Below are 25919 nucleotides of genomic sequence, written 5' to 3'. Positions count from 1 at the left end.
CAAAAGTAGGAAAAAACATATTTCCCACCTTATAATATAAGAGATTTTAGCAAAAAAGACCTTTTTTTGTAGGAAGAGTTCTGCCCTTTAGAAGCAGAAACTTACTCCTCCTACGAAATTGATGCCTTCTGCCGGATATTCCAGGTAGTATTGATACTTCTGGTTCAGCAGGTTGTTGGCACGGGCATAGATCGAAATTCCCTTGAACAGCTTGTACTCCAGTCCGGCATAGAGGTTGCTGACGGCGTCGATTGTTTGGCCTTCCACTTCCTGACGGGCAATGTGCTGGTAGCCTAGCTTCAGCAGGAATGGAGAGACGGGGCGGATGTCGACATGCAGGTCAGCTTCGAGAGCGGGCTTGAAGAGGAGGGCTGCTTCGGCATAGGGATTTGTTTCGTCTTTCTTTGTGTCCCAATTACGGTACGTACCCGAGGCGGCGATGGCGAAAATATCCTTGTAAGAGTAGCTGACTTCGGCTCCGAAGTAGACGTTGCTGGTGTTCTGTCCGTACAGCAGCAGAGCATCGTCGCCGAAGCCCTGTACCAGGTCATTCTTCAGGTTCTGGTAGCCGCCGTAAATGTTCATCCACAATCCGGTGACGGGACTGGCTTTGAAGCCGAGGGCAGCATTCAGCTGTTCGTAAGTGGCGTCGGCCTGGCTGGCCAACTGGCCGTAGGGGCATATCGTCTCCAGTCGGCGGAAGTCGTTTTGCTGTTTGCCGCCTTTGGCCTGTACGTAGAGCAGATAGCTGTCGGCAAAGTTGTATTGGGCATAAACGTCGGGGGCTGCGCGGAACGTCTTACCGAATCCGAATGCCAGGTCGACGTGTGCACCCAGACGGAGTGTCCAGTCATCGTTCTGCAGGAGGTAATACGGATTCATGTCGAGCGACGTGTAGTTTTCAAAGTCCGTATGCTGATAGAGGACGTTGTCCATGGCAAGAGCGACACTGATGGACTGGCCGTCGCTGATGTCGCCTGTTACTTCGGCTTTGGTGCGTATTAGGGTTTCCTGCAGGTCGTCGTAGGGCAGATCGTGCTGGCGCTGGTAGAGCATGAGGTTGGTCTCGGCACTGAAGCGGAAAGGCATTTCTTCGTCGGTCGACCGAACACCTACATGGAAGTCGCCCGAAGTGAATTTCTGTTTATTGCCGGGCAGGGCAGGCAACAGGTTGAAGTTGCTCAGTCCGAAGCGGCCGGCTACGTTCAGGTCTACTTTATTGAAGGCGTGCAGATAGTCGATGGCGGCACGGGTGCGGTAGTAGAAGGCATCCCATTCTCCGTTTTCGCCGGGTAGGTCGAGACTTCCGTTCATGCCATCCATACCGAAATTCAAGTTCAGGCGGTCGCGCGACGAGAGGTTGAACAGGTAGTTGGCCTGAGCGTCCAGATTGCCATAATTACCATAACCCAGCCGGACGTAGCCCGGAGCGGCTTTGGGTTGTATTTCTTGTCCAGTATAGGCCTGCATGGTAGTTGCCGGAATCTGTGCGGCCGGAACCATCCGTGCATCATACTCTACAGCTTTCTTGCTGACGGTAGGCGGAGTCACCTGAGGCACTACATTGATTTTGGTTGCATCGTTGATGTCGGGGGCGTATTCTTGTTCCACTACGACTGTACGGTTCACAGTGGTATCTTTGGCTTGTTCCTGTGCTTGGGCTTGCATCGGGAAGACGCAAGCCGATAAAGCGGTAGCTATCAGAATGGATTGTATCGTTTTCATTGTCTATTATTTCAGTTTTTCCAGTCGTTCTTCAATCATGGTCTCTATGTCGTCATCGGCCTGATAATTCTGTTGCAGGCTGAGCAGGTATTGGCGCGCGTCTACTTTCTTGTCCAAGGCTACGTAAACATCGGACAGAAGGATGAAGCTGCGTGCTAGCCAATAGGCATGCGGTGTGCTCTGGTCGATGAAGTTCAGTATTTCTTTTTCGGCCTTGGCATATTCGCCTTGGTTATAGAGCTGTTGTGCCAGCAGGTATTTGGCTTCGGCACCATAGAGGGTGCGGGTATCCTTGGCCAGTACTTCCAGGTCGGTCATGGCTTTTTGCGTGGCTTTCTGGTTCAGGTAGGCCTTGGCACGGAAGTACAGGGCTTCGTTGTGCAGCTCGGGCGAAAGTTTGGCTTCGCTCAGCAGGCTGGTAGCGGCATGTATGACTTCGGTGTCGTCTTTCAGCAGGGCAGCACAGCGCAATATTCCGGTCGTACCCAGCTGTCGGCGTTCGGCTGTCGAGGCTTTGGCTTGCAGCTGTTTGTAGTCGGCCATGGCCTGGTCATACTGCTGACGGTTGAACAGGATTTCACTGTGCATCAGCAGAGCTTCTTCGGAGTAAGGATTGTCGGGATATTCCAATAACTTCTCGGCATGTTCGAGTACGGCATTGTCGTCCTGTTGCTTTTTGGCAATGACGCAGAGGTAATAGCGTGCATTCAGAATGAAAGCACCGTTCGGGAAGCTTTGCAGGTAGCGGCTGAAGCTTTCCTTGGCAGGGGCGATTTCTCCCTTCATGTATACCTTTTCGGCTGCAATGTAGGTCAGTGAGTCTTGTTCGCTGGGTTCGAAGCTGATGTTGCCGGGCAGTTGTGCGGCAAGGGCTGCGAACTCGTCTACGCGGTTGGCATCGACATAGATCGACTTCAGGTCGCGCATAGCCAGACGGGCTTCTTCGCTACCGGGGTATTGGGTGACTACGTGCTTATAAGCTTCGATGGCACGGTTGTAGTCATTATTCTGATAATAGAGCAATCCGATTTCGGCTGCAGCCTTGCGGCTGACGGGGCTTTCGGGGTATTTCTTCAGCAGTTCGCCGAAGGTAGCGATGGCCTGGCTGCTGTTGCCTGTCTGTACGTAGGAACGTCCTTTTTCGTAGAGGGCGTTGACGGCATAGGGCGAACTGGGGTATTTGGCAGCCAGCTGGTTCAGTAATTGCACCTTGCCGGAGTAGTCTTTCTGCAATCCGGCTACCAAAGCCAGCTGATAATAGGAGTAATCGCCCGACGGCGTATTCAGGTTCTCTGCACGGGTATAGTATTGACGGGCTTCGTCGAAGTAGCGGTTGTGCAGGTAGCTGTCGCCGATACGGTTGTAGGCGTCGGCCAGCAGTGCGGGGTTATTCCCTTTTTGCAGCTGAATGAACTTCTGGAAGTTGTTTTGTGCCGTACCGTAATCTTTGCGATGGAAGGCAATGTAACCCAAGTTGTAGTAGGCCAGGGCAAACATGTCTGAGTTTCGCTGGGGGGTAAGAGCCAGGTAATCGTTGAAGTTGCGTGCGGCTTCCTGCATGCGGTTCAGGCGGTAGTAAGATTCGCCACGCCAGTAGTAGGATTCGGCTTTGGTCTGTAGGTTATACTGCCCCAAGCTGATGCTTTGGCTGAAGTAGCCGATGGCCTGTTCGAACTGGGTGTTGGTAAATGCCTGTGTGCCTAATTGGAAGAGGATCTTTTGTTTGGCTTCCAGTATGGCTGTGCCCGGGTGGGCGATGCGTTCGATGGACTGCAGGGCAGCATCGTAGCTGCGGGTATTCATATAGACTTCTACCAGGTAGTTGCTTGCCTTGTCAGCGTAAACCGAATTAGGGAAGTCGTTCAGGAACTTCTCGAAAACGGTGACTGATTCGCCGAAAGCCGAGTACGAGGTTTCGTGTATACAGAGAGCGTGGTTGTAGGCAGCCTGTTCCTTTATACTGAGTTCGGCGTTGGAAGTGGCAGCCTGTTCGAAAGCCATGCGTGCCTTATTTTTGTCGTCCAGTTGAAGGTAAGCCAGACCCATGTGCAGCCATGCGTTCTGAGCTAAGGCATCCTGTCCGTCGGCTACTTCGTTCAGCAGTTCGGGGACACGGGTGTAGACTTTGCAATGATAGCAGGCAAGGCCTTGCATGTAGCGGGCATCGCGTCGCAGAGGATGCGAGTTGCTCTCGCTGGCATATTGGTCGAAGGACTTCATGGCTTCGAGGTATTTGCCCGTATGGTATTCGGCCGTACCGAGTACGCGGTACATTTCAGCTTCATCGGGCTGGCCGGAGTAGGCCGACAGGTAGTTTTGTGCTACGATTTCGGCCTTGTCGAAATTCTTCTTGATAAGGTAGATTTCGGCTATATAATAAGGAACCAGTGATTGGTATTTCTTGTCATCCTGCAAGGAAAGGAACCCTTTGAGAGCATCGTCATACTGTTGTTGTGTATAGCGGATGTACGACAGATAATAAGTACAGTCGGCAGCATACTTCTCGCTGACGATGCGCAGTGTCTCGAACCAAGTAGCAGCTTCGCGGGTGTTTTCCGTTTTCAGATAGCTGACGGCGAGGCGGTAAGTCATGTCGTCGCGTTCGGCGTTACTGAGCAAGTCGAGCTGTGAACCGTTGAACATGGCCAGTGCTGCGTCGTAATCGCCTTTGAAGAAGTAAGTCGAGGCGATAAGTGCCTGCAGGCGGTTGGCGTGAGGCGTGTCGGGGTGTTTCTCCAGAAAGGCTTGTAATAGTTCGGTGCTGCGAGGGTTGCGCAGTTCGTATTCGGCACATACCAGCATATATTCGGCTTCCAGCCGTTCAGCGGTTTCGGAAAGGGGTTGTCCGTCTCGGTCGGTTTGCTGGATGAAGGCCTGCAAGGGCGGGATGGCTGCCGAATAGGCTTTCTGCTGAAACAGGTTTACTCCCTCCAGATAAAGCCGTTGGGGAGAGGTGCTTTGCCCGTTGGTCTGTGCCGTGGCGAGCAGGGGTGCACAGCAAAGGGCTGTGCAGAGTATCCGGGAGATTTTATTCTTCATTTTCTTGGTTTTAGAATGTGTATCTGACAAAAATACACTTTTCGGGTTGATTTTGTTGCATTTGTTTGGCTTTTTTATAGATTCGCGCGGAGTCTGCGGCTTTCCAGAAACTTTTGCAGGCCTTTGCGGATGGAAGTCAGGCCGAAGTCTTCAGGCCGGATGTCTTTTATCGGAAGGAAAAAGGCGTCGGCGGCATCGTCCATGGCTTTGAAGTGAAGCAAGTCTTTCACGGTGCAGTGGAAAAACATGTCCAGCGTATGTACGGGGAAGCCCGAATAGATGTAAATGTTGGGTATCGAGAAAAGATATTCGGCACGGGTCACTTCCATACCGGTTTCTTCCTTTACTTCACGGCACACACCTTCTTCTCCGGTTTCGAACATATCGACAAAACCGCCTGGAAGGTCAAGAGTGCCTTTAGCCGGTTCCTTACCGCGCCGGCAGACCAACAGTTCGTCCTGTTCATTGACGATGAGTGCTACGGTTGCCGATGAAGGGTTGAAATAGTAGACGAAACCGCAGTCGGGACATTGCTTGGATTTTTCGTTATGAACCTCGAAGCGGTGTGAGCCACACTTTGGGCAATATTGAAATTGTGATAAAGGATGTTCCATGTTCTTTGTCTTTTTGCTTTGTCGGCAAAGATAATGCAATTTGGAGGGATAAGTTTCAAATGCAAAAGATTTATTTTCACGCTATTTTGCTACATTTGTCACTTGAATAACTGTATGGATGCAGAATTTAGTAAACAGACATATATATGGAAAAGATATTAGATCTGGAGAAGCTGACGGCAGACGTCTGCCGCATAGCCCGCGAAGCGGGTGCATTTCTGAAAAGCGAACGGCTGAACTTCCGTCGTGAAATGGCGCAGGAGAAACATGCGCACGATTATGTATCATACGTGGACAAGGAGTCGGAACGCCGGTTGGTGATGGCATTGCGTGACTTGTTGCCCGAGGCAGGTTTTATCACCGAAGAGGGATCGGCCGAATATCACGACGAACCTTACTGTTGGGTGGTCGATCCGCTGGACGGAACGACGAATTATATTCATGACAATGCTCCGTATTGTGTCAGCATAGCCTTGCGCAACAAGCAGTCGCTTTTGTCGGGTGTGGTTTATGATCCGTGTCGGGATGAGTGTTTCTATGCCTGGCAGGGTGGAGGTGCTTATGTGAACGGGCAGCCGATGCGGGTATCTGCAGTAAAACGTGTCGAAGATTCGTTTTTGGTAGTAGAACTTCCTTATAACTCGGACAGTTATGCCCGTACCGGCGAGCATTTGATACACGAACTTTATGGTAAGGTAGGCGGTATTCGTATGAATGGTTCGGCAGCATTGGCTATCTGTTATGTGGCTGCCGGTCGGTTCGATGGCTGGCTGGAGGCTTTTATTGGTAAGTGGGATTTCTCTGCAGCAGCCCTTATGGTGCAGGAAGCCGGCGGACGAGTAACCGATTTCTATGGAAATGAGAATTTTCTGGAAGGTCATCACGTTGTGGCCACTAACGGTTATCTGCATCCGCTGTTACTGGAACTGGTGGCTCAAGTTCCGCCGAAAATGTAACCCGGTGGTTTATGTGGGAGGTTGTAAAACTCTGGCTTCATTCGTTACTGCACTTGCTTTTTCCTTATCGTTGTGCGGTGTGTGGCGAAGTCCTGATGGAGGGTGAAGAGGGAATCTGCATCTCCTGCAATATCGATATGCCCCGTACGAATTATCATTTGAAGAAAGATAATCCGGTGGAACGCATGTTCTGGGGGAAGTTTCCGATAGAGCGTGCTTCGGCATACTTTTTCTATCGGAAAGGAAGTGCCTATCACAGTATTCTGCATTTGCTGAAGTACGAGGAGCGGAAAGACTTGGGAGATGTGATGGGGCGTTTCATGGCAGCCGAATTGAAGATGAGCGGTTTCTTTGACGGGATCGATGTCATTGTGCCTGTGCCTCTGCATCCGCGTAAAGAACGTGCACGTGGGTATAATCAAAGTGCCTGTCTGGCAAAAGGTATTTCACGTGTGACAGGCATTCCGGTTGACCTTACCTCGGTTGTACGCGAAAAATATACGGAATCGCAAACGCAAAAGTCGGCGTACGAACGTTGGGAAAATATGAACGGTGTCTTCAGGCTTCTTTGTCCCGAACGGTTTATGGGGAAGCACATCTTGCTGGTAGATGATGTGCTGACTACCGGTGCTACGACCACAGCCTGTGCCGATGCGTTCGAGTCTGTGGACGACATACGTATTAGTTTGCTGGCATTGGCGCTGGCCGGTGACTGACAGATATGAAAAAAGCCACCTTGATGGTGGCTTTCTGCTCTTCGTCTTGGACTTGAACCAAGGACCCTCTGATTAACAGTCAGATGCTCTAACCGACTGAGCTAACGAAGAATGTTGCATTTGAGTTTCGCTCTTCGTCTTGGACTTGAACCAAGGACCCTCTGATTAACAGTCAGATGCTCTAACCGACTGAGCTAACGAAGAATGTTGTTTTTTCTCAAATGCGCTGCAAAAGTAATAGGATATTTTGAAATATGCAATATCTTTGCAGAAAATTTTTCGAAAAATGGATAAAATACTTGGTTTAGGAAATGCTTTGGTCGATGTACTGGTGACTCTCGAAGACGATAATGTGCTGAAAGAAATGGGTCTTACCAAAGGAGCCATGACATTGATTGATGAAGATAAGTTGCTGAAAATAAACGATTTCTTTAGTAAGAAGGAAACGCATTTGGCTACGGGAGGCTCTGCGGGAAATGCTATAAATGCGCTTGCTTCGCTGGGAGCGGCTACCGGACTGATAGGAAAGATAGGAAATGACCGTTACGGCGATTTTTTCAGGGAAAAGTTTCAGAAGCGTGGTACGGAAACGTTTTTGCTTACTTCGGATACCTTGCCGTCGGGGGTTGCCTCTACTTTTATTTCTGCTGATGGCGAACGTACATTTGCCACTCATTTGGGGGCGGCCGCTGCTTTGAAAGCCGAAGAGCTTACATTAGATATGTTCCGTGGATATGCTTATCTGTTCGTTGAAGGGTATCTGGTGCAGGATCACGATGTGATTTTGCATGCTATTGAACTTGCCAAGGAGGCAGGTTTGCAAGTATGTCTGGATATGGCCAGCTTCAATATTGTTGCTGGTGATCAGGATTTCTTTTTGCTGTTAGTAAATAAATACGTAGATATAGTATTTGCCAATGAAGAAGAGGCTAAAGCCTTTACTGGTAAGGAAGGAAAAGAAGCGTTGGATGTGATTGCAGGAATGTGTAGTATTGCTGTGGTGAAGATGGGAGCACGCGGATCGCTGGTACGTAAAGGTACTGAAACGATAGTAGTTGATGCTTGCAAGGTGGACCGTGTTGTCGATACGACCGGAGCGGGCGACTACTTTGCTGCAGGTTTTCTGTACGGACTGACAAGCGGTTATGCTTTGGAACGCTGTGCACGGATTGCCAGTTTTGTTTCCGGTGAGGTGATTCAGGTGATTGGTGCAGAATTGCCCGAAGAAAAATGGGATGTGATAAAAGGAAAACTCGAACTTAATAACTGATTGACGTGAAAAAGATTTTTAAGTTACGCTGGCTGGTAGCCATGATGCTGGTGCTGGGCGCGGTAGCCTTTTGGGGCTTTAAGAGCGGTGATAGCCGTAGTTTTCAGATTGCAAAGAATCTGGATGTATTCAACTCGATAGTCAAGGAATTGGATTTGTTTTATGTAGATACCATCAATCCGGACAAAACCATTCGCGAAGGTATTGATGCCATGCTTTATTCGCTCGATCCTTATACGGAATATTATCCCGAAGACGACCAAAGCGAACTGGAACAAATGCTGAAGAACTCTTATGGTGGTATTGGTTCTATTATTACCTGGGATGCCAAGCTGAAGCGTTCGGTGATTGCCGAACCTTATGAAGGAATGCCGGCTGCTACTTCGGGACTGAAAGCAGGTGATGTACTGATGGCTATTGACGGGAAAGATTTGGCTGGGAAAAATAATCAGGAAGTAAGCGAAATGCTTCGTGGACAGGTGGGCACTGGATTCAAGCTGACTGTACAGCGTCCGGGAACGGAAAAACCATTGGATTTTGATATCGTGCGCCGTTCCATCCAGTTACCTATTATACCTTATTATACAGTGCTGGATAATCAGATCGGGTATATCAATCTGAGTACGTTCTCCGGCAATCCTTCGAAAGAATTCAAACAGGCCTTTCTTGATTTGAAGAAGAAAGGAATCACTTCGCTGGTTATCGATTTGCGCAACAATGGAGGAGGTTTATTGGACGAAGCTATCGAGATTGCAAATTTCTTTCTTCCTCGTGGAAAGGTATTGGTAACTACCAAAGGAAAGATAAAGCAGGCCAGCAATACATACAAAACCTTGCGTGAACCGTTGGATCTTGATATTCCTTTGGCGGTGCTGGTGAACAGTTCTACGGCTTCTTCGTCGGAAATTCTGGCGGGCTCATTACAGGATCTTGACCGTGCAGTAATTGTTGGAAACCGTACTTTCGGTAAGGGATTGGTACAGACTACCCGTATGCTTCCTTATGGAGGAACGATGAAGCTGACCACATCCAAATACTATATTCCAAGCGGTCGTTGTGTGCAGGCCATTGACTATAAGCATCGCAACGAGGATGGCAGTGTGGGACGTATTCCTGACAGTCTGACTACTGTGTTCCATACGGCTGCCGGTCGAGAGGTACGCGACGGTGGTGGTGTGACTCCTGATATTGAGGTAAAACAGGACAAACTTCCCAATATTCTGTTCTATCTGGTCAACGACAATCTGATTTTCAATTATGCTACCCAGTACTGTCTGAAGCATGCTACCATAGCCGAACCGGAAAAATTTGTGATAACCGACGCAGACTATGCCGATTTTAAGGAAATGGTGAAGAAAGCCGATTTCAAGTATGACCAGCAGACGGAAAAGATTCTGAAAAGCCTGAAGGAAATGGCTGAGTTCGAGGGCTATCTGACAGATGCTTCTAAAGAATTCGATGCTTTGGAGAAGAAACTGACCCATAACCTGGACCGTGATTTGGATTACTTCTCAAAGGATATCAAAAACATGATAGCTTTGGAGATTGTGAAACGTTATTATTATCAGCGAGGAGCCATTATCGAGCAGCTGAAAGATGATGATGATTTGAAGAAAGCAGTCGAAATACTGACTAGTCCGGAGGAATATCGCAAGATGCTGAGCTCACCGGAAGTGAAAGAATAATAAATCCGTTTAATCTTTATTTTAGCCCGAATAGTACAACTGTTCGGGCTTTTATGTTCTATTTCTCCTTTTTGTGGCTTGTAAGTCCTATTCGTATTGCCTATATTTGCAAAAAAGAATAAACGGACGTTAAGAAGTAATTCTTTGTGGTTCCTGCGTCTTTTTTGTTTCCTTATATGCTGAATGAGGGAATCCATCGGCAATTGTAAAACGGACAAAATTATGAAGAACGTTAAAATTTGGCAAGTATTGTTGTGTGTTGTGCTGCTCGGTTCTGTTCCTGCTCAGGCACAGTTTCTTCGTACTTCTTATTTTATGGAGGGTAGTCATTACCGTATGTAATTAAATCCTGCTTTGACTCCAGGACGCGGATATCTTAATCTTCCTGTAATAGGTTCGTTCAACGCTACTGTCAATACATCTTCGTTGGGTTATCAAGATGTGATAGATATTATAGATAACAGTAGCGATGGTGATTACTTCATGAGTAGTGATTTTATCAACTGTTTGGATGCAACAAACGAACTGAATGTTAACCTGAGTACCGATATCATCTCTGCCGGTTGGTATAAGGGGAAGAATTTCTGGTCATTTAATATTGGTTTGCGTAACGATATCGGTGCTTCTGTTCCAAGAACCATGTTTGAATTCATGCGTGAGATGAATGGTGTGGATATTAATTCGATTGATTGGTCGAATTATAACCGTACAGTAGGCAAGGAAAGTTTGAATATCAATTCGTATGCCGAGATTGGTGTAGGTTTTGCACGTGATATTAATGCTCGTTTGACGGTAGGTGGACGTGTGAAAGCCTTGTTGGGTATTGGTAATATGAAGCTGGATATAAACAAAATTGCAGTTAATACGAATCTGCAAGGTATTGCTGATGTAGAAAATCTGGACTGGAGTCGTGTAGCAGATGATCAGGAGTATGCCAATGAACTGGCAGAGAAAATCGGTGGTACAGGACGTATTGATGTGGAAGCTCGTTTGGAAAGCTCGTTCAAAGGATTGGAACTTCAGGAAAATGAAGATGGTTATATTGATGAGTTTAAGTTTGAAGGCGATAAACTTGGTATTGCCGGCTATGGTGCAGCAATTGACTTGGGAGCCTCTTATAAACTGCTCGATCGATTGACGCTTTCTGCTTCTATCCTCGACTTGGGCTTTATGAAGTGGAGTAAGAACGGTACATCGGTTGCAACTTCCAGAAGTTCTGAAAACTTAAGTTTTGACTTTAACCAACCTACGCTGCAAGGAAAGGTGGACGAAGTGCAACGCTTTGCCAATGTAGTAGGTAGCGGCGAGGTACTGAACTTTGATATGTTGCAGATGCAGGTCGATGAAAATGAAGCTAAGTCGCGTTCAACCAGTCTGACATCTACGCTGGTAATCGGTGCCGAATATGCTCTGCTGGGCAATTGGTTGACAGTAGGAGCGCTTTATACCAGCCGTTTTGCTAAGCCAAAGACGTTGAATGAGTTGACGTTCTCGGCTAATCTCCGTCCTGCAAACAGTTTGAATCTGGCTGCCAGCTATTCTGTTCTGCAAGGATCGGGTAAAACATTTGGTGTAGCAGTGAAGTTAGGTCCGCTTTTCGTAGGAACAGACTATATGTATTTAGGCGAGAATTCGAAGAATGTAAACGCCTATATCGGAATCTCTCTTCCTTTAAGCAAGCAGAAGAAGCCTGCTGATATTTGAGAAAGCGTTAACCTGTAATTGTAAGTTAGGTAAGTTGTTTTATTCTGCTTTAAGCAGATTAAACCATCAATTTATTTTTAGTAAACAGAAATAAACTTATATCTGTAGGTTTTCAGTGAACTAGGTTTGTTGCTGGATGGTTAAGCATGTAAATTCAGGCATATAAAAAGAATGAGCGGGAATGTTTGTTTTGCATACATTCCCGCTCATTCTTTTTTAGGAGAGAGGTTAAGCCTTCGGATTGTCCTCTTTCCAGTCTCCGTTGGCTTTTATCAGTTCTATCAGTTTTTCTACTGCTTCTTCCTCGGGGATATTCTTTTCGATGCACTCTTTCTTTTTGTACAGGCTGATTTTGCCTCGTCCGGCACCTACATAGCCATAGTCGGCATCGGCCATTTCGCCGGGGCCATTCACTATACAGCCCATGATTCCGATTTTCAGTCCTTTCAGATGGCTTGTAGCCGCTTTGATGCGGGCTATTGTCTGGGTAAGGTCGTAGAGTGTGCGTCCGCAACCGGGGCAGGAGATGTATTCAGTTTTGCTGGTACGTAACCGTCCGGCCTGTAGAATGTTGAAGGCAGTAGCATCGATCAGTTTATCATCGATGTGCAGGTCCTTTTGCGGGTTGTTCTGGTTGAAGAGGAAGATTCCGTCGCAGAATCCGTCGAATATCAGTGCTCCCATATCGGTAGCAGCCTTGAGCTGGAAGTCCTCGGTTTCAGCCTCGGCGTAGTGCTGGAAGAAAACGACAGGATTCTTCAAACCTTCACTCATCAACTGGTGCACCAGTGCACGTTGTTCGCCTAAACGGTTAGGATGATTGCTTTGCGCGATAAGTACCATTTCCGGATGGTATTTCAGGCAGGCAATAGCTTCGTCGTTCAGTCCCATATAAGTTATGAAGAGGAACTTCAGCGGAGAGTTGCAGGCGCTGAGGAACGGCAGCTGGTCGCTTTTGAAGGCAGGCCACGTATTCGGTTGGTTTTGCCAGACATCGGCATCGACAATGAATTGTACTTCGGATGCCTCTTTCCCTTCTGTTGTATACGTTTCGGGTTGTTTGTGCCCGATATATACATAGTCGGGCATGAATTGCGGATTGAAGTCCAGTTTGCCTTCCAGTCGTGCGGCAATTACTACGGGCTGCTGCTCACCGCCTATGTTACGCACAGCATGAGTGGTACGGCGCGCAGGATTCAGGTAAGAGAATGCTGGGGCCGTTGCTCCGGGGATGTAAGGATGGTCGTTGCGTTGTCCGATGTAGTCAACCAATTTACGTGCTACGGGGATTTCCGCTTCGGGTGCTTCACTCAGCGAAACCCGGATGGTGTCTCCAAGTCCGTCGGCAAGCAACGCTCCTATGCCAAGAGCCGACTTGATGCGTCCATCTTCTCCGTCACCGGCTTCGGTTACTCCGAGGTGGAGAGGGAAATGCATTCCTTCTTTTTCCATGACTTCTGCCAAGAGGCGTACGGTACGTACCATTACTACCGTATTGGAGGCTTTGATGGAAATGACGACATCGGTGAAGTGTTCTTCTACGCAGATGCGGAGAAACTCCATACACGATTCGACCATACCTTCGGGGGTGTCGCCGTAGCGGGACATGATGCGGTCGGACAGTGAGCCGTGGTTCACACCGATACGGATGGCTGTGTGGTTTTCCTTGCAAATGTTCAGGAACGGAACAAAACGGTCACGAATCTTTTGCAGCTCCTTGGCATATTCTTCATCGGTATATTCCAGGTGCTTGAATGTTCGTGCGGCATCTACATAATTACCAGGATTAATGCGGACTTTCTCTGCGTAAAGAGCAGCTACATCTGCAACTTTGGGGTTGAAGTGGACATCGGCCACCAAGGGAACAGTATAGCCATCCTGGCGCAATGCGGCATTGATGTTCCGTAGGTTTTCCGCTTCCTTGACTCCCTGAGTGGTGAGGCGTACATATTCTCCTCCGGCATCTACAATACGCTTGGCTTGTGCAACGCATGCTTCGGTGTCCTGCGTTGCTGTATTAGTCATACTTTGTATACGAATGGGGTTGGAACCACCCATTGGGGTAGCACCTATGTTTACTTCCGAAGTTTCTCGGCGAGAATAATTGAATAAGTCCACGTAGATAATTGATTAAAGATTGGTGTTTTGGAATTATAAGAATATGGGTGTGCCAAATTAGGGAATATTTTTCTTTAGGCATGAATTACGCGGAAAAACACGGGAAAAATAATCCGTGAAAATCCGTGTAATCCGTGCCCGAAAATAACAATATGCAGTTGCTTTTAATGTTGACACACCCCATACTGTTATAAGATACAGCCAGTTCTTTTAAGAAGATATGGCTTAGTTAGTCTTATATTCGTATTTAATTTCTTTCAGATCCTCGTTTGCCTTGACTATTTTTTTCTTCAGTCCTTCTTTATAGGAGGCGAAGTTCTCGGCTAATATAGGATCGCTCAGGGCCAGAATCTGTACAGCTAAGATGGCCGCATTCATGGCGCCGTCGATGGCAACGGTAGCTACCGGTATGCCGGGAGGCATTTGAATGATAGAATACAAGGCATCCATTCCACTCAGTGAGGAACCCTTGATGGGAATACCGATGACGGGCAGCGTAGTATTGGCTGCAATCACTCCAGGCAGGGCTGCAGCCATTCCGGCAGCGGCAATGATGACCTTGATGCCTCGTTTGCTGGCATTCTTGGCAAAGCTTTCAACGGCTTCCGGTGTGCGGTGAGCCGATAAAGCATTCATTTCGAACGGTACATGCAAGTCATTGAGCAGTTGTGCGGCCTTCTCTACTACAGGGAGGTCGGACGTGCTGCCCATGATGATGCTGACGATAGGTGAATACATATTCGTTACTTTATTTATTTTTTCAGTTGATAGGGAAGACTACAATCACAATGAAGATGTGCCTATAAGGCTAGTAAATGCTATCAGGCATTTACCAGTGCTTTATAAGCCTCTGCATCGAGCAATTCATCAAAGTTTGCGTCATCGGCAGGTTTGATTTTGATGATCCAGCCTTCGCCGTAAGGATCTTGGTTGACAAGTTCCGGCTGGTCGGCCAATGCCTCGTTCTGTTCCAGGATGGTTCCAGCTACCGGCAAGAACAGGTCTGAAATGGTTTTTACTACTTCGATGGTGCCAAATGTCTCACCGGCTGCCAATGTTTCGTCTACTGTGGGAATATCAACAAAAACGATATCACCTAATTGCTCTTGTGCGTAATCGGTAATTCCTACATAAGCTATATCACCTTCCACGCGGATCCATTCATGTTCTTTAGTGTACTTTACATCTGTTGGAAAATTCATAATTTTTAGTTTTAAGGGATTAATATTCTTGTTAATTATCTAATTGTTATTTTCTTTTTTTGTTACATAAGATCTTATCTATATTCCTTTATTCCTGCCCGACAGTTGTCAGAGCATTAAGATGCGGAACGTTATATTGCTCAAAGGGTGTAGCACCAGCAGTGAGCATAGCAGGCCTACGGCAAACCCTCCGACAACCTCGCCCAGTGTATGGTGGCTTAAAATAAGGCGTGCCGTTCCCAATACCCCGGATATCAGAATGAACAGGCACAACCACCATACAGGATTGTAGCCGAACAAAGCACTGAAAGCGACCAGTCCTCCTACAATAGCTCCGGAACCGGCCATGTGTTCGCTCAGTTTCCAGCGCAAGTTGACTACTACACAGATGATCATCATAATCAGTGCTGCCAGAATGATACCGCTCATATACCAGGGAATGTTGAGCCGATACATCATTAGCAGGCAGAATATGTAGGAAGTAATGGTCAGGATGAACGGGACATAACGTTTTTTGCGATCAGCCAAATCCTCGGGAGTGAAACCGTTGATTTTCCGGAAGATGAAAATGGTAAGCATAGGCATCAGTATGGTGAAACAATACACCACTCCCAGCACTATCAGCTTGTATTGCAGCGGCATGATGCGCAGATACGAAAAAATGAATAGAATCAAGAATGCCAAAAACGGGATAGAAAACGGTGTGAATAGAACCGAAATCACTTTGGCGATCCTTATCAGGGTTTTGTCTGCAATGATATGTTCTTCAGTCATGATTCTATTTGTTTTTTGGGGACAACTTGAAAGTTTTAAGATTACTGTACTATAAGAAAACTTACCGTCTTAACCGTGCCACAGGTATGTTCATCTGCTGGCGGTATTTGGCTACTGTTCGCCGTGCTATCGGGTAACCTTTTTCTTTCAGTATTTCAGTCAGTTCATCGTCGGTATAGGGCTTCTTTTTGTCCTCGTTGTCGATGCATTCTTTCAAGATCTTGCGTATTTCGCGGACAGACATCTCTTCGCCTCCCTCGGTGGTATATCCATCGTTGAAGAAGAATTTCAGCGGATAAATACCATAATTGGTCTGCACGTATTTGCTGTTGCTGACGCGCGATATGGTTGAAATGTCCAGTCCTGTGCGTTCGGCCACGTCTTTCAGTATCATGGGACGTAGCAGCGACTCATCGCCTTCAAGAAAAAAGGGACGTTGCAGGTCGATAATGGCTTGCATGGTAGTCATCAGCGTATTCTGCCGTTGTTTGACAGCGTCGATAAATCCCTGGGCTGCATCCATTTTCTGTTTCAGAAACATCATGGCTTCTTTGGACTCTTTCGACTGATTGGCTTTGTTTTTGGTATGTTCTTCAACCATCTCGGTAAAGTCGCGGCTCATGCGCAGTTCGGGCATGTTGCGGTTGTTCAACGTGAGGTTGATGGTGCCGTCGTCGTATGTGTCGACAATAAAGTCGGGTATGATTTGCTGCATGTTTTTGCCGATGGCTTCGCCCAGTGATGCTCCCGGGCGTGGGTTCAGCTTGCAGATTTCTTTGACGGCTTGCTGAAATATGCTGTCGTCAAGGTTCAGTTTCTGCTGTATCTTGTCCCAGTGTTTACGGGTAAACTCCTCGTAACATTCGGCAATGATTTTTTCTTCGACATACAATAAGGAGTCGGGGGCAGGATGCTGTTGCTCAATTTTCCGTTGTATCTGGATGAGCAGACATTCTTGCAGGTTGCGGGCGCCCAATCCTGCGGGATCGAAGTCCTGGATAATTTTCAGTGCCTTTTCCAGTTCCTCGGTGCTGGCATTGATGCCCGAATAGATGGCGAGTTCGTCGCTGATGCTGTCCAATGACTTGCGTAGCAGGCCATCATCATCCAGCGAACCTATCAGATATTCGGCCAGTTCGCGTTGGTGCTCAGTCAGATCGCGCTCTCCTAATTGCTCTTTCAATGTTTCATAAAACGAAGTGGCATCCGAGAAAGGTATTTCTTCGGGTTGTTCACCTTTCGTGCGGTTGTTTTCCTGAAGCTTATAGTCGGGGATATCATCTTCGTTCAAGTAGTCGCTCAGCGAGTCATAGCTGGTATCTCCTTCGTCGTTTTCAGTACCGTTTTCAGAGTTTTCGGTATATTCGTCGTTAGAGGTTTCTTCCTTTCCTTCTTCCAGTGCGGGATTTTCCAGAAGTTCGGCACGCACCCTATCCTCCAGTTCCACAGCCGGAAGTTCGAGCAGTTTCACTACCAGAATTTGCTGTGGCGACAGCGTTTGTATCTGTTGCTGCGCCTGAGTCTGTATCTGTCGGGATCCTTGTGCCATATTTTAGTTCAGTTATGATTCTCACCGCAAAAATAGTGAATAGTTCGATAATGTGAAATCTTCGCCCGTTATATTTTCGAGTTAGCTAGGCTGGCTTCACTTGTATCTGCAGCTTTGCCAGGTAGGTATGGCTGGGGATATATTACTTCCCGTTTGTGTTCTATATTGGAAAAATATATTCTCATCACTGTGAGAATAGTTTTCTCATACTTATGAGAATGGTCTTCTCATTATTGTGAGAATAGACTTCTCATAGTTATGAGAAACTGATGAGACAAGTAGGTGCGGAATGGAAACATTCCGTATTTTTAGATAAGAAGGATGCATCTCAGCAAAAAAATTAAGCAAGCTTATTTTTTTGCTTTCGACTTTCACTATCTTTGGATAAGATAGGAGGCGGTTCGGCATAATCAAATTGAAAATTTTATTTTCATTTGCTTCTGCTCTCACCTTTCACTATCTTTGTTGCAAATCAACTTATAAAAAATAGAAACACCATGTTTGCTAAAGAAACTTATGTACAGCGCAGAGCCCAGCTGAAAAAAAATATGGGTTCGGGGGTGTTATTGTTTTTGGGTAACGACGAGCAAGGCCTGAATTACGAGGACAATACTTTCCGTTACCGTCAGGACTCCACCTTTCTCTATTACTTTGGCTTGTCGTTTGCAGGTCTTTCTGCCATTATCGATGTAGATGAAGACAAGGAAATTATATTTGGAGACGAACTGACCATTGACCACATTGTCTGGATGGGTACACAACCGACACTGCACGAGAAAGCTGCAGCTGTTGGAATTACCGAAACCCGTCCGTATGCTGAGATAGCCGGTTATTTGCAGAAAGCCGTAGCGCAGGGACGTACGGTTCATTATCTGCCGCCTTACCGTGCCGAGCATAAGCTGAAACTGATGGACTGGCTGGGAATAGCACCTGCCTGTCAGGAAGGTTCCGTTCCTTTTATCCGGGCCGTAGTGTCACAGCGTAATTATAAGTCGGCCGAAGAAATTGCCGAAATAGAAAAAGCCTGCAACGTGACAGCCGATATGCATATTACGGCCATGAAGGTGCTTCGTCCGGACATGTACGAATACGAGGTAGTAGCTGAAATGAATCACGTAGCCCAGCGCAACAATTGCGACCTGTCGTTTGCTACCATTGCTACCATCAACGGACAGACTCTGCACAACCATTACTATGGCAATAAGGTAAAACCTGGAGACTTGTTCCTGATTGATGCCGGTGCTGAACTTCCTTCAGGCTATTGCGGTGATATGTCGTCTACCATTCCTGCCGACAAGACCTTCACATCACGCCAACGTGCTGTTTACGAAATACAGAATGCCATGCATCTGGAGTCGGTTAAGGCACTTCGTCCGGGCATCCCTTATATGGAAGTGTACGACCTTTCTGCCCGTGTTATGGTCGAGGGTCTGAAAGACCTGGGACTGATGAAAGGCAATGCCGAAGATGCCGTACGCGAGGGAGCACATGCTTTGTTCTATCCTCACGGATTGGGACACATGATGGGCCTTGATGTACATGATATGGAAAACCTTGGAGAACAGTGGGTAGGCTATAACGGACAGCCCAAGAGTACCCAGTTTGGTCGTAAGAGCCAGCGCTTGGCCATCCCGTTGGAACCGGGCTTCGTACATACGGTAGAGCCGGGCATTTATTTCATTCCCGAACTGATAGACCTGTGGAAAGCAGAGAAGAAGTTTGCCGATTTCATTAATTACGATAAGGTAGAGGAATACCGTCATTTCGGAGGTATCCGTAACGAAGAAGATTACCTTATTACCGAGACGGGCGCACGCCGTTTGGGTAAGAAGATTCCGTTGACTCCTGATGAAGTAGAAGCATTGCGCTGATTACGACGTTAATCAAGGGTTATTAAAAAAGAACTGCGGGTAACAAGAGGCTGAATGGCATAAGCCGTATCGTCTTCTGTTACCCGCAGTCGTTTTTTCAGTTTGTCAGGCATGTAGTTCCAAAATGAATCGTGCCCCCTTTGTATAACTTTCGTCCAGTGTCAGCGAACCGTTCATTCGGGTTGCTATCAGTGCACAGATGGGCAATCCCAGTCCGTCGCCTTTAGTCAGGTCTTTTACCTCGGCAAACGGTTTGAAGATATTAGCCCGTTTTTCTTCGGCAATGCCACATCCCGTATCGCTTACGATAAACTGGTGAGTGTGTGCGCCACGTTTCTTGAAATCCAGCCATATTTTACCGCCGGCCGGCGTGTATTCGGCAGCGTTCTGTAGCAGATGTAGCAGGATATGCTCCAACTGTTCCGGATTGATTTTTACGGTCAGCTTGGGAGCGTTGACAGCCAGGGTTACATCGGATTTTGTTTTATCTTTGATCTTCTCCATTACGCTTTCACAGAAGGTTGATATGTTCTTTTCCTCCATCTCGTAAGGTTCGTCCAGACTGTTTTCCAGTTCCGAAAGTTCCTGTATGTGGGCGTTGAATGCATGCAGTGCTTTCACTCCAGGCAGTTTGGCATCCAGTGTATCCAATGTCGGCTCCATTTGGGCAGAAATGTTTTGTATGAACTTTGTTTTCAGCTCATTGTGCTCGTTGGCAATGCTGATAGCTTTCTTCTGCTTGCGTGTCAGCATGATGAAGCGCAACAGGACGATTGCTCCGAATACCAACACTGCTGCCAGTATCGCAGCCAATACGCATAGTCCGATGATAATATACTGTTTGGCACTTAACGAGTCATCTTTTTCCTGAATGGTGTTCAGGCTTTCATCGTATTTGCGTTTCAGGGCGTTCAGTTCGTCTTGAGCGTTCAAGGCTTTTACAGAGTCGTTCCATACGATGTATTGGTCGTATGTGCGTGCCACCAGTGCCGAGTTGTTGGCTTTGCGGGCAATGTCGATCAGGGTCTTGTAGCAGTCGTTTACTTTGGCATAATTCTTTTGGGCTTTGTATTTTCCTATCAGCCGGTTGATGGCTTCATCGCCTTGGGCATTCATGCCGAAAGTGTAATAATAGGTAGCCTGTGTATATAGCAAATCGTTGCTGAGTGAATCATTCCGGGCCGCTTTGGCTGTCTCTTCCAGCCGGTCAAGCTGTTCTTTGGCCCGTGAAGGGTTCTTCAGTTTGATGTACATCTGCAATCTTTCCTTGATAATGGGAAAACGAAGTTCGGGGAATGCTTTTTTCTCTTTCTGTTCTCCGGTGTAAACCACAGCTTCGGTACTTCTCAGCATGTCGAAAGCTTCTTTATAATAGTTTTCCTGATGATAAAGTGAGCTGACTTTGACTCCACATTCCACAACTTTACTGTATGCTCCTTGTGAAACGTAGGCATTGTAGGCTTGCAGGAAAAGATAACGCGACTTGATGTATTCCTTCTGTGCCAGATTCTGTTGCGCCTGTTTCATCAGTTCGTCGGCGTTGTTTTGAGCGTATGCCCCTCCCAAAAAGCACCAGGCTGTCAGGAGGAGCATGATTACTGTTCTTTTCATTATGATAATTTTAGTTTTTTGAGAAACAAGTTGTATTTTGTATTATGTATGGCTTGTATGTCTTGCTGTATCGACGGTTATTCCCAGTTGTCTGTCCTGAACGGATAAAGCGGAAGTTCCCGAATGTTAGCAACGTTACCCGGTTTGAAGTCACGGAAGCCGTAGCGTACAGCGGCAGGGGTAGGCACTTTGTCGGAGCTGACTTTGATTTGTCCTCCGTTGAGTTCTGCCTTTGCCGGATAGAAAACTTTGTCTTCGCCGGCTATTTCAAATCCTTGTATGTCGGTCATGCGGTTGAAGCCTCCGCCGGCATTGTCGAACGAAAGCAGGGCTGCTCCGTCTTTTATCTCCATTGATTTGTACACAGGGCCTACAGCCTCAATTCCCTTTATCTGATAGGTTTTGCTCAGTGCCATGTAAGCAAGCCGTTTCCCGACATTGCTTTTGTCTTTCGGATGAATGTTGTATTGTTCGTAGTTCTCTACAAGGTCGTTGGTCGAGATCATTCCGCTGTTGGGTATTATCTTTTGGGCGTTGAACTGTGCTTCACGTAGCAATGCGCTATAGTAGTTTTCGCTGGAACCGTATGGGGCTATCTCTACAAAGTAGAATGGCAGTTCTCCCAGTCCCCATTCTTTTCGCCAGAGTTCAACCATCGTTTTCAGGCGCTCGGCGTATGTCTTGTGCTTACCTACGTTCGATTCACCCTGATACCACAGAAATCCTTTGATGGTATAGTTTTGCAAGGGCTTGATCATGCCGTTGTACATCAGTGTCGGGCTCATGTAGTGCCACCAGTCATGTCCTTCTTCCTTGCGGATGTCACGTTCCAGATTGATATCCGGATATTGTGCTACGATGTCGCGCGGAAGCCATCCTTCGACAGTAGAACCTCCCCAGCTGCTGTTTATGATACCGATGGGAATATCGAGAACCTGATTCATCATCATGGCAAAGTGGAAGCCGGTGGCACTGAATGCCGGAGCATTTTCCGGACAGCTGACTTTCCAGCTTCCTTTGCAGTTGTCCACAGGTTCAACCTGACCGTTCTTTTCGATGGTAGCTACCCGTATGCCTTTCCACTGGGCAGAGGTGGCAATAGTCTCGTTGGCACCTGCTATCGGACAATTCCAGAATCCGGCCAGAGGCATTTCCATATTCGATTGCCCTGAGCAGAACCACACCTCACCTATCAGGATGTTGTTGAGTTGCGTTGTCTCGCCGTCCGAGAATGTAATGCTGTAAGCATTGTAACTTGCTTTGGGCGTCTGTACTTTGGCAATCCATTTTCCGTCTTTATCGGACGTAGCCGTGTAAGTGCGGTTGTCCCACGATGGGCGGATGCTTACTTGTGCATTGGCTTTTGCCTTTCCCCACAACTTAACTTCAGTTTGCTGTTGCAGTACCATGTTGTCGCTCAGTATTTCGGGCAGTACGACTTTGCCCCAACTTGCTGTCTGCATCATGAGCAGGCAGGCTGCTATTATCTGTTTTTTCATTGTGTTATAATGTTTTTGAGTCCTTTTTCCGATTGTATTTGCTTTGCAGTGTCAGTACTTAAAGCTGCTTCCTCCCAGGAATTCACGCAACAGGGAAGTAGGTGGAATTTCCTTGTCCTGTACGGGTATGAAGTATTTGATGAACTTCAGCAGGCGGTATGCTTCGGCATATTCCGGACAGTTGCGTGGTACGCTGTTCAGTATCGGTTCGGCATGTGAACGAAGCACGGCAAACTCGAACAGCAGGGCCGAATTGAACATGACGTCAGCATTTTCCTGATAAGGGAAAATCCATTTGTCTTCACCGGCGCGTACGCTCGGCCAGCGTGAGATGGTCTCCTGTGCCGAATAGCCTCTGTAGTTGAAGTCGCGGATGATGCGGCGCAGCAAACGGTTGTCGGTTGTCGGAATCCAGTTGTGGTCGTCCAGTGAAATGGTGGTCAGCGCCGAGACATAAATTTTGTATTTGCTTTCGGCTGGAATTTGTGGTGTCAGTTCCGGATTCAGGGCATGAATGCCTTCCAGAATCAGGATGGTGTGCTCGTCAATGCGTAGCTTGTCACCTTTGAATTCCTTTTTCCCTAATGTGAAGTTGAAGCGCGGAAGTTCCACTTCTTCTCCTCTCAGCAAGGCCTGTAACTGCTCGTTGAAAAGCTTGAGGTCGAGTGCGTAGAGTGATTCATAATCATAATTGCCGTTTGCGTCGCGTGGTGTATCTTCGCGGTCTACAAAATAATTATCCAACGATATGGGATAGGGACGCAATCCGTTGGTCATCAGCTGTACGGAGAGCCTTTTGCTGAAAGTCGTCTTACCGGAGGAGGACGGTCCGGAAATCAATACAAGTTTTACCCGGTTTCCGTTTTCGCCACGATGATAGATATCGTCGGCAATCTGGGCGATTTTTTTCTCTTGCAGTGCTTCGGCTACGTTGATGAGGTCGGTAGCATGCCCGTTCTCACAGGCCAGGTTGAAGTCGCCGACGTTACTCAATCCCATGATGTGGTTCCAGCGGAGATGTTCTTTGAATACGTCGAGCATCTTTTCCTGCTTCACCACGTCTTCCAGTGTGTTGGGATTTTCTTTGTTGGGGATGCGCAACAGCAGGCCATCATAATATTTGATGATGTCGAACAGCTTAATGAATCCTGTGCTGGGTAACAGATTGCCGTAGTAATAATCTACGGTGTCGCCCAACGTATAATAATAGGTATAGAGTGAGCCCGATGTTTCCAGCAACTTTACCTTGTCGTCCATACCCCGTTCGCTAAATACGCGGACGGCTTCGGAGGTATGGCATTCGGTACGATGGAAAGGAATGTCTTCGGCTATGATTTCCTGCATTCGTTTTTTTATAGCCTGTACGTCTTCCAGTTCGATGGGTCGTCCGATGCGCAGGTTGCAGAAGTAACCTTTGGATACCGGATGCTCTACATACAGTTTTCCGGTGGGAAACAGTTCACTGACAGCTTTGTAGAGTATAAAGCATAAGGAACGTACATACGTGCGCATACCCGATTGGTCGCGTATGTCGAGGAACTCTACGTCTTTATTGTTGTATACCCTGAAGTTCAGTCCTTCAGAGCGGTTATTTACCTTTGCGCTAACTACCTGATAAGGAAAATTAAGATTAAAACCATAATAAATATCCAAAAGTGAGCTTCCAATAGGAAATTCTTTATAAATATTATTATTTTTGCAACATATTTGTAACATGTGTTTCATGAACTTAATTTTTGGGGTTTACTGACACTAAAGATAGGTTTAATAACAGATGGCACAAAGAAACACCTTAAATATTTAAAGATGGAGTATTCTTTTTATGATTTTTTAAAGTTGCTCGGTTCCTTAGCTTTGTTCCTCTATGGAATGAAGATAATGAGCGAAGGCCTTCAGAAGTTTGCCGGTGACCGGCTCAGGAGAATCCTGACTGCAATGACTACCAATCGGGTGACCGGTGTGCTGACCGGTGTATTAATTACCGCTCTGGTACAATCCTCTTCCGCAACCACTGTTATGGTGGTCAGTTTCGTAAACGCAGGTCTGCTAACCCTTTCCCAATCAATCGGCGTCATTATGGGTGCCAACATTGGTACCACGGTTACAGCTTGGATTATTTCCGCACTAGGCTTTAAAGTCGATATTGCAGCTTTCGCCCTTCCTCTGCTGGCTTTCGGTATCCCTCTCCTTTTCTCGCAAAAAAGCAACCGCAAATATGTCGGTGAATTTATATTCGGTTTTTCTTTCCTGTTCATGGGCCTTTCTTATCTGAAAAACAATGCTCCGGATTTGAGCCAAAATCCTGATATGTTGGCCTTTGTACAGAATTATACGGATATGGGTTTCATTTCCATTCTGCTGTTTGTTTTGATAGGTACTGTGCTGACAATGGTTGTGCAGGCTTCTGCAGCCACTATGGCCATTACGCTGATTATGTGTGCCAACGGCTGGATCAGTTTTGAGCTTGGAGCTGCTTTGGTGCTGGGCGAGAATATCGGTACGACAATTACAGCCAATCTGGCGGCACTTACAGGAAATACACAGGCACGGCGGGCGGCATTGGCACACTTGGCTTTCAATGTTTTCGGAGTATTATGGGTGCTTTGCTTGTTTGTTCCTTTCACGGAAGCTGTCTCCTGGTTTGTCGAGAACGTGATGGGCTCCAACGACCCGAGTGTTGCTGTTTCCTTCAAACTTTCGGCCTTTCACACGGCTTTCAATATCTGTAACGTACTTATTCTGATCTGGTTTGTACCGTTTATCGAACGTACGGTATGTGCCATTATTCCGCTGAAAGAGCAGGACGAGGAATACCGTCTGCGCTTCATCTCTGGCGGTATGCTTTCTACGGCCGAGCTTTCTATCTTGCAGGCCAGTAAGGAAATTCATCTGTTTGCCGAGCGTACACACCGCATGTTTGGCATGGTGCGCGATTTGCTCCATACCGAGAAGGATGATGACTTTAACCGAGTGTTCAGCAGGGTGGAAAAGTATGAGAACATCAGTGACAGCATGGAGCTGGAGATTGCCAATTACTTGAATAAGGTATCAGAAGGTCGTCTGAGCTCGGAAAGTAAATTGCAGATACGTGGTATGCTTCGCGAGGTGACCGAGATAGAAAGCATTGGCGACAGTTGCTATAATCTGGCACGTACCATCAGCCGTAAGCGTCAGTCCAATGAAGACTTTGTGCAGAAACAGTACGATCACATCCACTTTATGATGGAACTGGCCGATGAGGCTCTGACACAAATGATTAAGGTGGTGGAACGGACCGAACACAATGCTTTGGATGTCAACAAATCCTATAATCTGGAAAACGAAATCAACAACTACCGTAACCAGTTGAAGAACCAGAACATTGTGGATGTGAACAATAAGGAATACAGTTATCAGATGGGTGTCTACTACATGGATATTATTGCCGAATGTGAAAAACTGGGTGACTATGTGGTGAATGTGGTAGAGGCCAGTTGTGATATTAAAGAAAAGAAGGCTTCGTAATTACGAAGCCTTCTTCCTTCTTTGATCTTGTAGGTTATATTGTCTGGTTTTTAATGAGTCACCTCAAAATCTTCTTTCCCTA

At 47.0% G+C, this 25919-nt stretch carries 18 protein-coding genes and 2 tRNA genes; 7 read left to right on the top strand and 13 right to left on the bottom strand.

Features of this window, described 5'->3' with window-relative positions:
- Positions 1-87: 87 nt before the first annotated feature.
- From QVP67_RS07360 to QVP67_RS07350, 3 genes are all read right to left on the bottom strand, one after another.
- Positions 88-1725: a TonB-dependent receptor gene (locus QVP67_RS07360; protein ID WP_022162923.1), complete on the bottom strand. Its 1638-nt coding sequence runs from the start codon at positions 1723-1725 to the stop codon at positions 88-90.
- A gap of 6 nt (positions 1726-1731) precedes the next feature.
- Positions 1732-4764: a tetratricopeptide repeat protein gene (locus QVP67_RS07355; protein ID WP_022162922.1), complete on the bottom strand. Its 3033-nt coding sequence runs from the start codon at positions 4762-4764 to the stop codon at positions 1732-1734.
- Positions 4765-4838: 74 nt separating this feature from the next.
- On the bottom strand, positions 4839-5378 hold the full coding sequence (locus tag QVP67_RS07350; protein WP_022162921.1) for an NUDIX domain-containing protein: 540 nt from the start codon (positions 5376-5378) through the stop codon (positions 4839-4841).
- 146 nt (positions 5379-5524) lie between these two features.
- On the opposite strand from QVP67_RS07350, the gene QVP67_RS07345 reads away from it, so the two are divergent.
- On the top strand, positions 5525-6334 hold the full coding sequence (locus QVP67_RS07345; protein WP_022162920.1) for an inositol monophosphatase family protein: 810 nt from the start codon (positions 5525-5527) through the stop codon (positions 6332-6334).
- An 11-nt stretch (positions 6335-6345) separates the two neighbouring features.
- Positions 6346-7050, top strand: coding sequence for a ComF family protein (locus QVP67_RS07340; protein ID WP_022162919.1), 705 nt, complete (start codon positions 6346-6348; stop codon positions 7048-7050).
- A gap of 37 nt (positions 7051-7087) precedes the next feature.
- On the opposite strand, the gene QVP67_RS07335 is transcribed toward QVP67_RS07340, so the two are convergent.
- Both QVP67_RS07335 and QVP67_RS07330 read right to left on the bottom strand, forming a co-directional pair.
- Positions 7088-7161: transfer RNA gene (locus QVP67_RS07335), tRNA-Asn, on the bottom strand.
- 19 nt (positions 7162-7180) lie between these two features.
- Positions 7181-7254: transfer RNA gene (locus QVP67_RS07330), tRNA-Asn, on the bottom strand.
- Between the two features lie 82 nt (positions 7255-7336).
- On the opposite strand from QVP67_RS07330, the gene QVP67_RS07325 reads away from it, so the two are divergent.
- The 3 genes from QVP67_RS07325 (at position 7337) to QVP67_RS07315 (ending at position 11709) form a co-directional block, all read left to right on the top strand.
- Entirely contained in the window at positions 7337-8320 is a 984-nt protein-coding gene (locus tag QVP67_RS07325) for an adenosine kinase (protein ID WP_022162918.1), read from the top strand.
- Between the two features lie 41 nt (positions 8321-8361).
- Positions 8362-10005: a S41 family peptidase gene (locus QVP67_RS07320; protein WP_277122480.1), complete on the top strand. Its 1644-nt coding sequence runs from the start codon at positions 8362-8364 to the stop codon at positions 10003-10005.
- A gap of 354 nt (positions 10006-10359) precedes the next feature.
- The gene (locus tag QVP67_RS07315; RefSeq protein WP_022162915.1) at positions 10360-11709 is read left to right on the top strand and encodes a DUF5723 family protein; all 1350 of its coding nucleotides are present in this window, start codon (positions 10360-10362) and stop codon (positions 11707-11709) included.
- Between the two features lie 228 nt (positions 11710-11937).
- On the opposite strand, the gene QVP67_RS07310 is transcribed toward QVP67_RS07315, so the two are convergent.
- The 5 genes from QVP67_RS07310 to rpoN all read right to left on the bottom strand — a co-directional run bounded on the left by QVP67_RS07310 (position 11938) and on the right by rpoN (position 17352).
- On the bottom strand, positions 11938-13827 hold the full coding sequence (locus QVP67_RS07310) for a 4-hydroxy-3-methylbut-2-en-1-yl diphosphate synthase (protein WP_022162914.1): 1890 nt from the start codon (positions 13825-13827) through the stop codon (positions 11938-11940).
- A gap of 225 nt (positions 13828-14052) precedes the next feature.
- Positions 14053-14565, bottom strand: coding sequence for a 5-(carboxyamino)imidazole ribonucleotide mutase (gene purE / locus QVP67_RS07305; RefSeq protein WP_022162913.1), 513 nt, complete (start codon positions 14563-14565; stop codon positions 14053-14055).
- Positions 14566-14648: 83 nt separating this feature from the next.
- Positions 14649-15029, bottom strand: a complete 381-nt coding sequence (gene gcvH, locus QVP67_RS07300) for a glycine cleavage system protein GcvH (protein ID WP_022162912.1) — start codon at positions 15027-15029, stop codon at positions 14649-14651.
- A 108-nt stretch (positions 15030-15137) separates the two neighbouring features.
- Entirely contained in the window at positions 15138-15803 is a 666-nt protein-coding gene (locus QVP67_RS07295; RefSeq protein ID WP_022162911.1) for a hypothetical protein, read from the bottom strand.
- A gap of 61 nt (positions 15804-15864) precedes the next feature.
- Complete coding sequence (gene rpoN / locus QVP67_RS07290) at positions 15865-17352, bottom strand: RNA polymerase factor sigma-54 (protein ID WP_022162910.1); 1488 nt, start codon at positions 17350-17352, stop codon at positions 15865-15867.
- A 497-nt stretch (positions 17353-17849) separates the two neighbouring features.
- Here rpoN and QVP67_RS07285 point away from each other — a divergent pair, with 497 nt between their 5' ends.
- Positions 17850-19223, top strand: coding sequence for an aminopeptidase P family protein (locus QVP67_RS07285; protein ID WP_022162909.1), 1374 nt, complete (start codon positions 17850-17852; stop codon positions 19221-19223).
- A 105-nt stretch (positions 19224-19328) separates the two neighbouring features.
- Here the strand turns inward: QVP67_RS07285 and QVP67_RS07280 are convergent, their stop codons facing one another.
- From QVP67_RS07280 to QVP67_RS07270, 3 genes are all read right to left on the bottom strand, one after another.
- A complete protein-coding gene (locus QVP67_RS07280; protein ID WP_022162908.1) occupies positions 19329-20834 on the bottom strand; it encodes a sensor histidine kinase in 1506 nt (501 codons plus the stop codon).
- Between the two features lie 77 nt (positions 20835-20911).
- Positions 20912-22333, bottom strand: coding sequence for a sialate O-acetylesterase (locus QVP67_RS07275; RefSeq protein ID WP_022162907.1), 1422 nt, complete (start codon positions 22331-22333; stop codon positions 20912-20914).
- A 51-nt stretch (positions 22334-22384) separates the two neighbouring features.
- Positions 22385-24058, bottom strand: a complete 1674-nt coding sequence (locus QVP67_RS07270; protein WP_287641742.1) for a nucleoside kinase — start codon at positions 24056-24058, stop codon at positions 22385-22387.
- Between the two features lie 81 nt (positions 24059-24139).
- Between QVP67_RS07270 and QVP67_RS07265 the strand changes: the two genes are divergently transcribed.
- Positions 24140-25837 (top strand): Na/Pi cotransporter family protein, encoded by a 1698-nt coding sequence (locus QVP67_RS07265; protein ID WP_287641743.1) that lies wholly within the window; start codon positions 24140-24142, stop codon positions 25835-25837.
- Positions 25838-25919 lie beyond the last annotated feature (82 nt).

Source organism: Bacteroides sp. CAG:633 (genome assembly GCF_000435115.1).
GTDB classification, from domain to species: domain Bacteria; phylum Bacteroidota; class Bacteroidia; order Bacteroidales; family Bacteroidaceae; genus Bacteroides; species Bacteroides ndongoniae.
This window is presented reverse-complemented; position numbering and strand designations above follow the sequence as displayed.

Excerpts from the sequence above, each read along its gene's own strand:
- QVP67_RS07340 (WP_022162919.1), top strand. The coding sequence starts at position 6,346 with ATGTGGGAGGTTGTAAAACTCTGGCTTCATTCGTTACTGCACTTGCTT.
- QVP67_RS07275 (WP_022162907.1), bottom strand. The coding sequence starts at position 22,333 with ATGAAAAAACAGATAATAGCAGCCTGCCTGCTCATGATGCAGACAGCA.
- QVP67_RS07325 (WP_022162918.1), top strand. The coding sequence starts at position 7,337 with ATGGATAAAATACTTGGTTTAGGAAATGCTTTGGTCGATGTACTGGTG.
- QVP67_RS07355 (WP_022162922.1), bottom strand. The coding sequence starts at position 4,764 with ATGAAGAATAAAATCTCCCGGATACTCTGCACAGCCCTTTGCTGTGCA.
- QVP67_RS07265 (WP_287641743.1), top strand. The coding sequence starts at position 24,140 with ATGGAGTATTCTTTTTATGATTTTTTAAAGTTGCTCGGTTCCTTAGCT.
- gcvH (WP_022162912.1), bottom strand. The coding sequence starts at position 15,029 with ATGAATTTTCCAACAGATGTAAAGTACACTAAAGAACATGAATGGATC.
- QVP67_RS07320 (WP_277122480.1), top strand. The coding sequence starts at position 8,362 with ATGATGCTGGTGCTGGGCGCGGTAGCCTTTTGGGGCTTTAAGAGCGGT.
- purE (WP_022162913.1), bottom strand. The coding sequence starts at position 14,565 with ATGTATTCACCTATCGTCAGCATCATCATGGGCAGCACGTCCGACCTC.
- rpoN (WP_022162910.1), bottom strand. The coding sequence starts at position 17,352 with ATGGCACAAGGATCCCGACAGATACAGACTCAGGCGCAGCAACAGATA.
- QVP67_RS07360 (WP_022162923.1), bottom strand. The coding sequence starts at position 1,725 with ATGAAAACGATACAATCCATTCTGATAGCTACCGCTTTATCGGCTTGC.
- QVP67_RS07285 (WP_022162909.1), top strand. The coding sequence starts at position 17,850 with ATGTTTGCTAAAGAAACTTATGTACAGCGCAGAGCCCAGCTGAAAAAA.
- QVP67_RS07345 (WP_022162920.1), top strand. The coding sequence starts at position 5,525 with ATGGAAAAGATATTAGATCTGGAGAAGCTGACGGCAGACGTCTGCCGC.
- QVP67_RS07350 (WP_022162921.1), bottom strand. The coding sequence starts at position 5,378 with ATGGAACATCCTTTATCACAATTTCAATATTGCCCAAAGTGTGGCTCA.
- QVP67_RS07295 (WP_022162911.1), bottom strand. The coding sequence starts at position 15,803 with ATGACTGAAGAACATATCATTGCAGACAAAACCCTGATAAGGATCGCC.
- QVP67_RS07270 (WP_287641742.1), bottom strand. The coding sequence starts at position 24,058 with ATGAAACACATGTTACAAATATGTTGCAAAAATAATAATATTTATAAA.
- QVP67_RS07280 (WP_022162908.1), bottom strand. The coding sequence starts at position 20,834 with ATGAAAAGAACAGTAATCATGCTCCTCCTGACAGCCTGGTGCTTTTTG.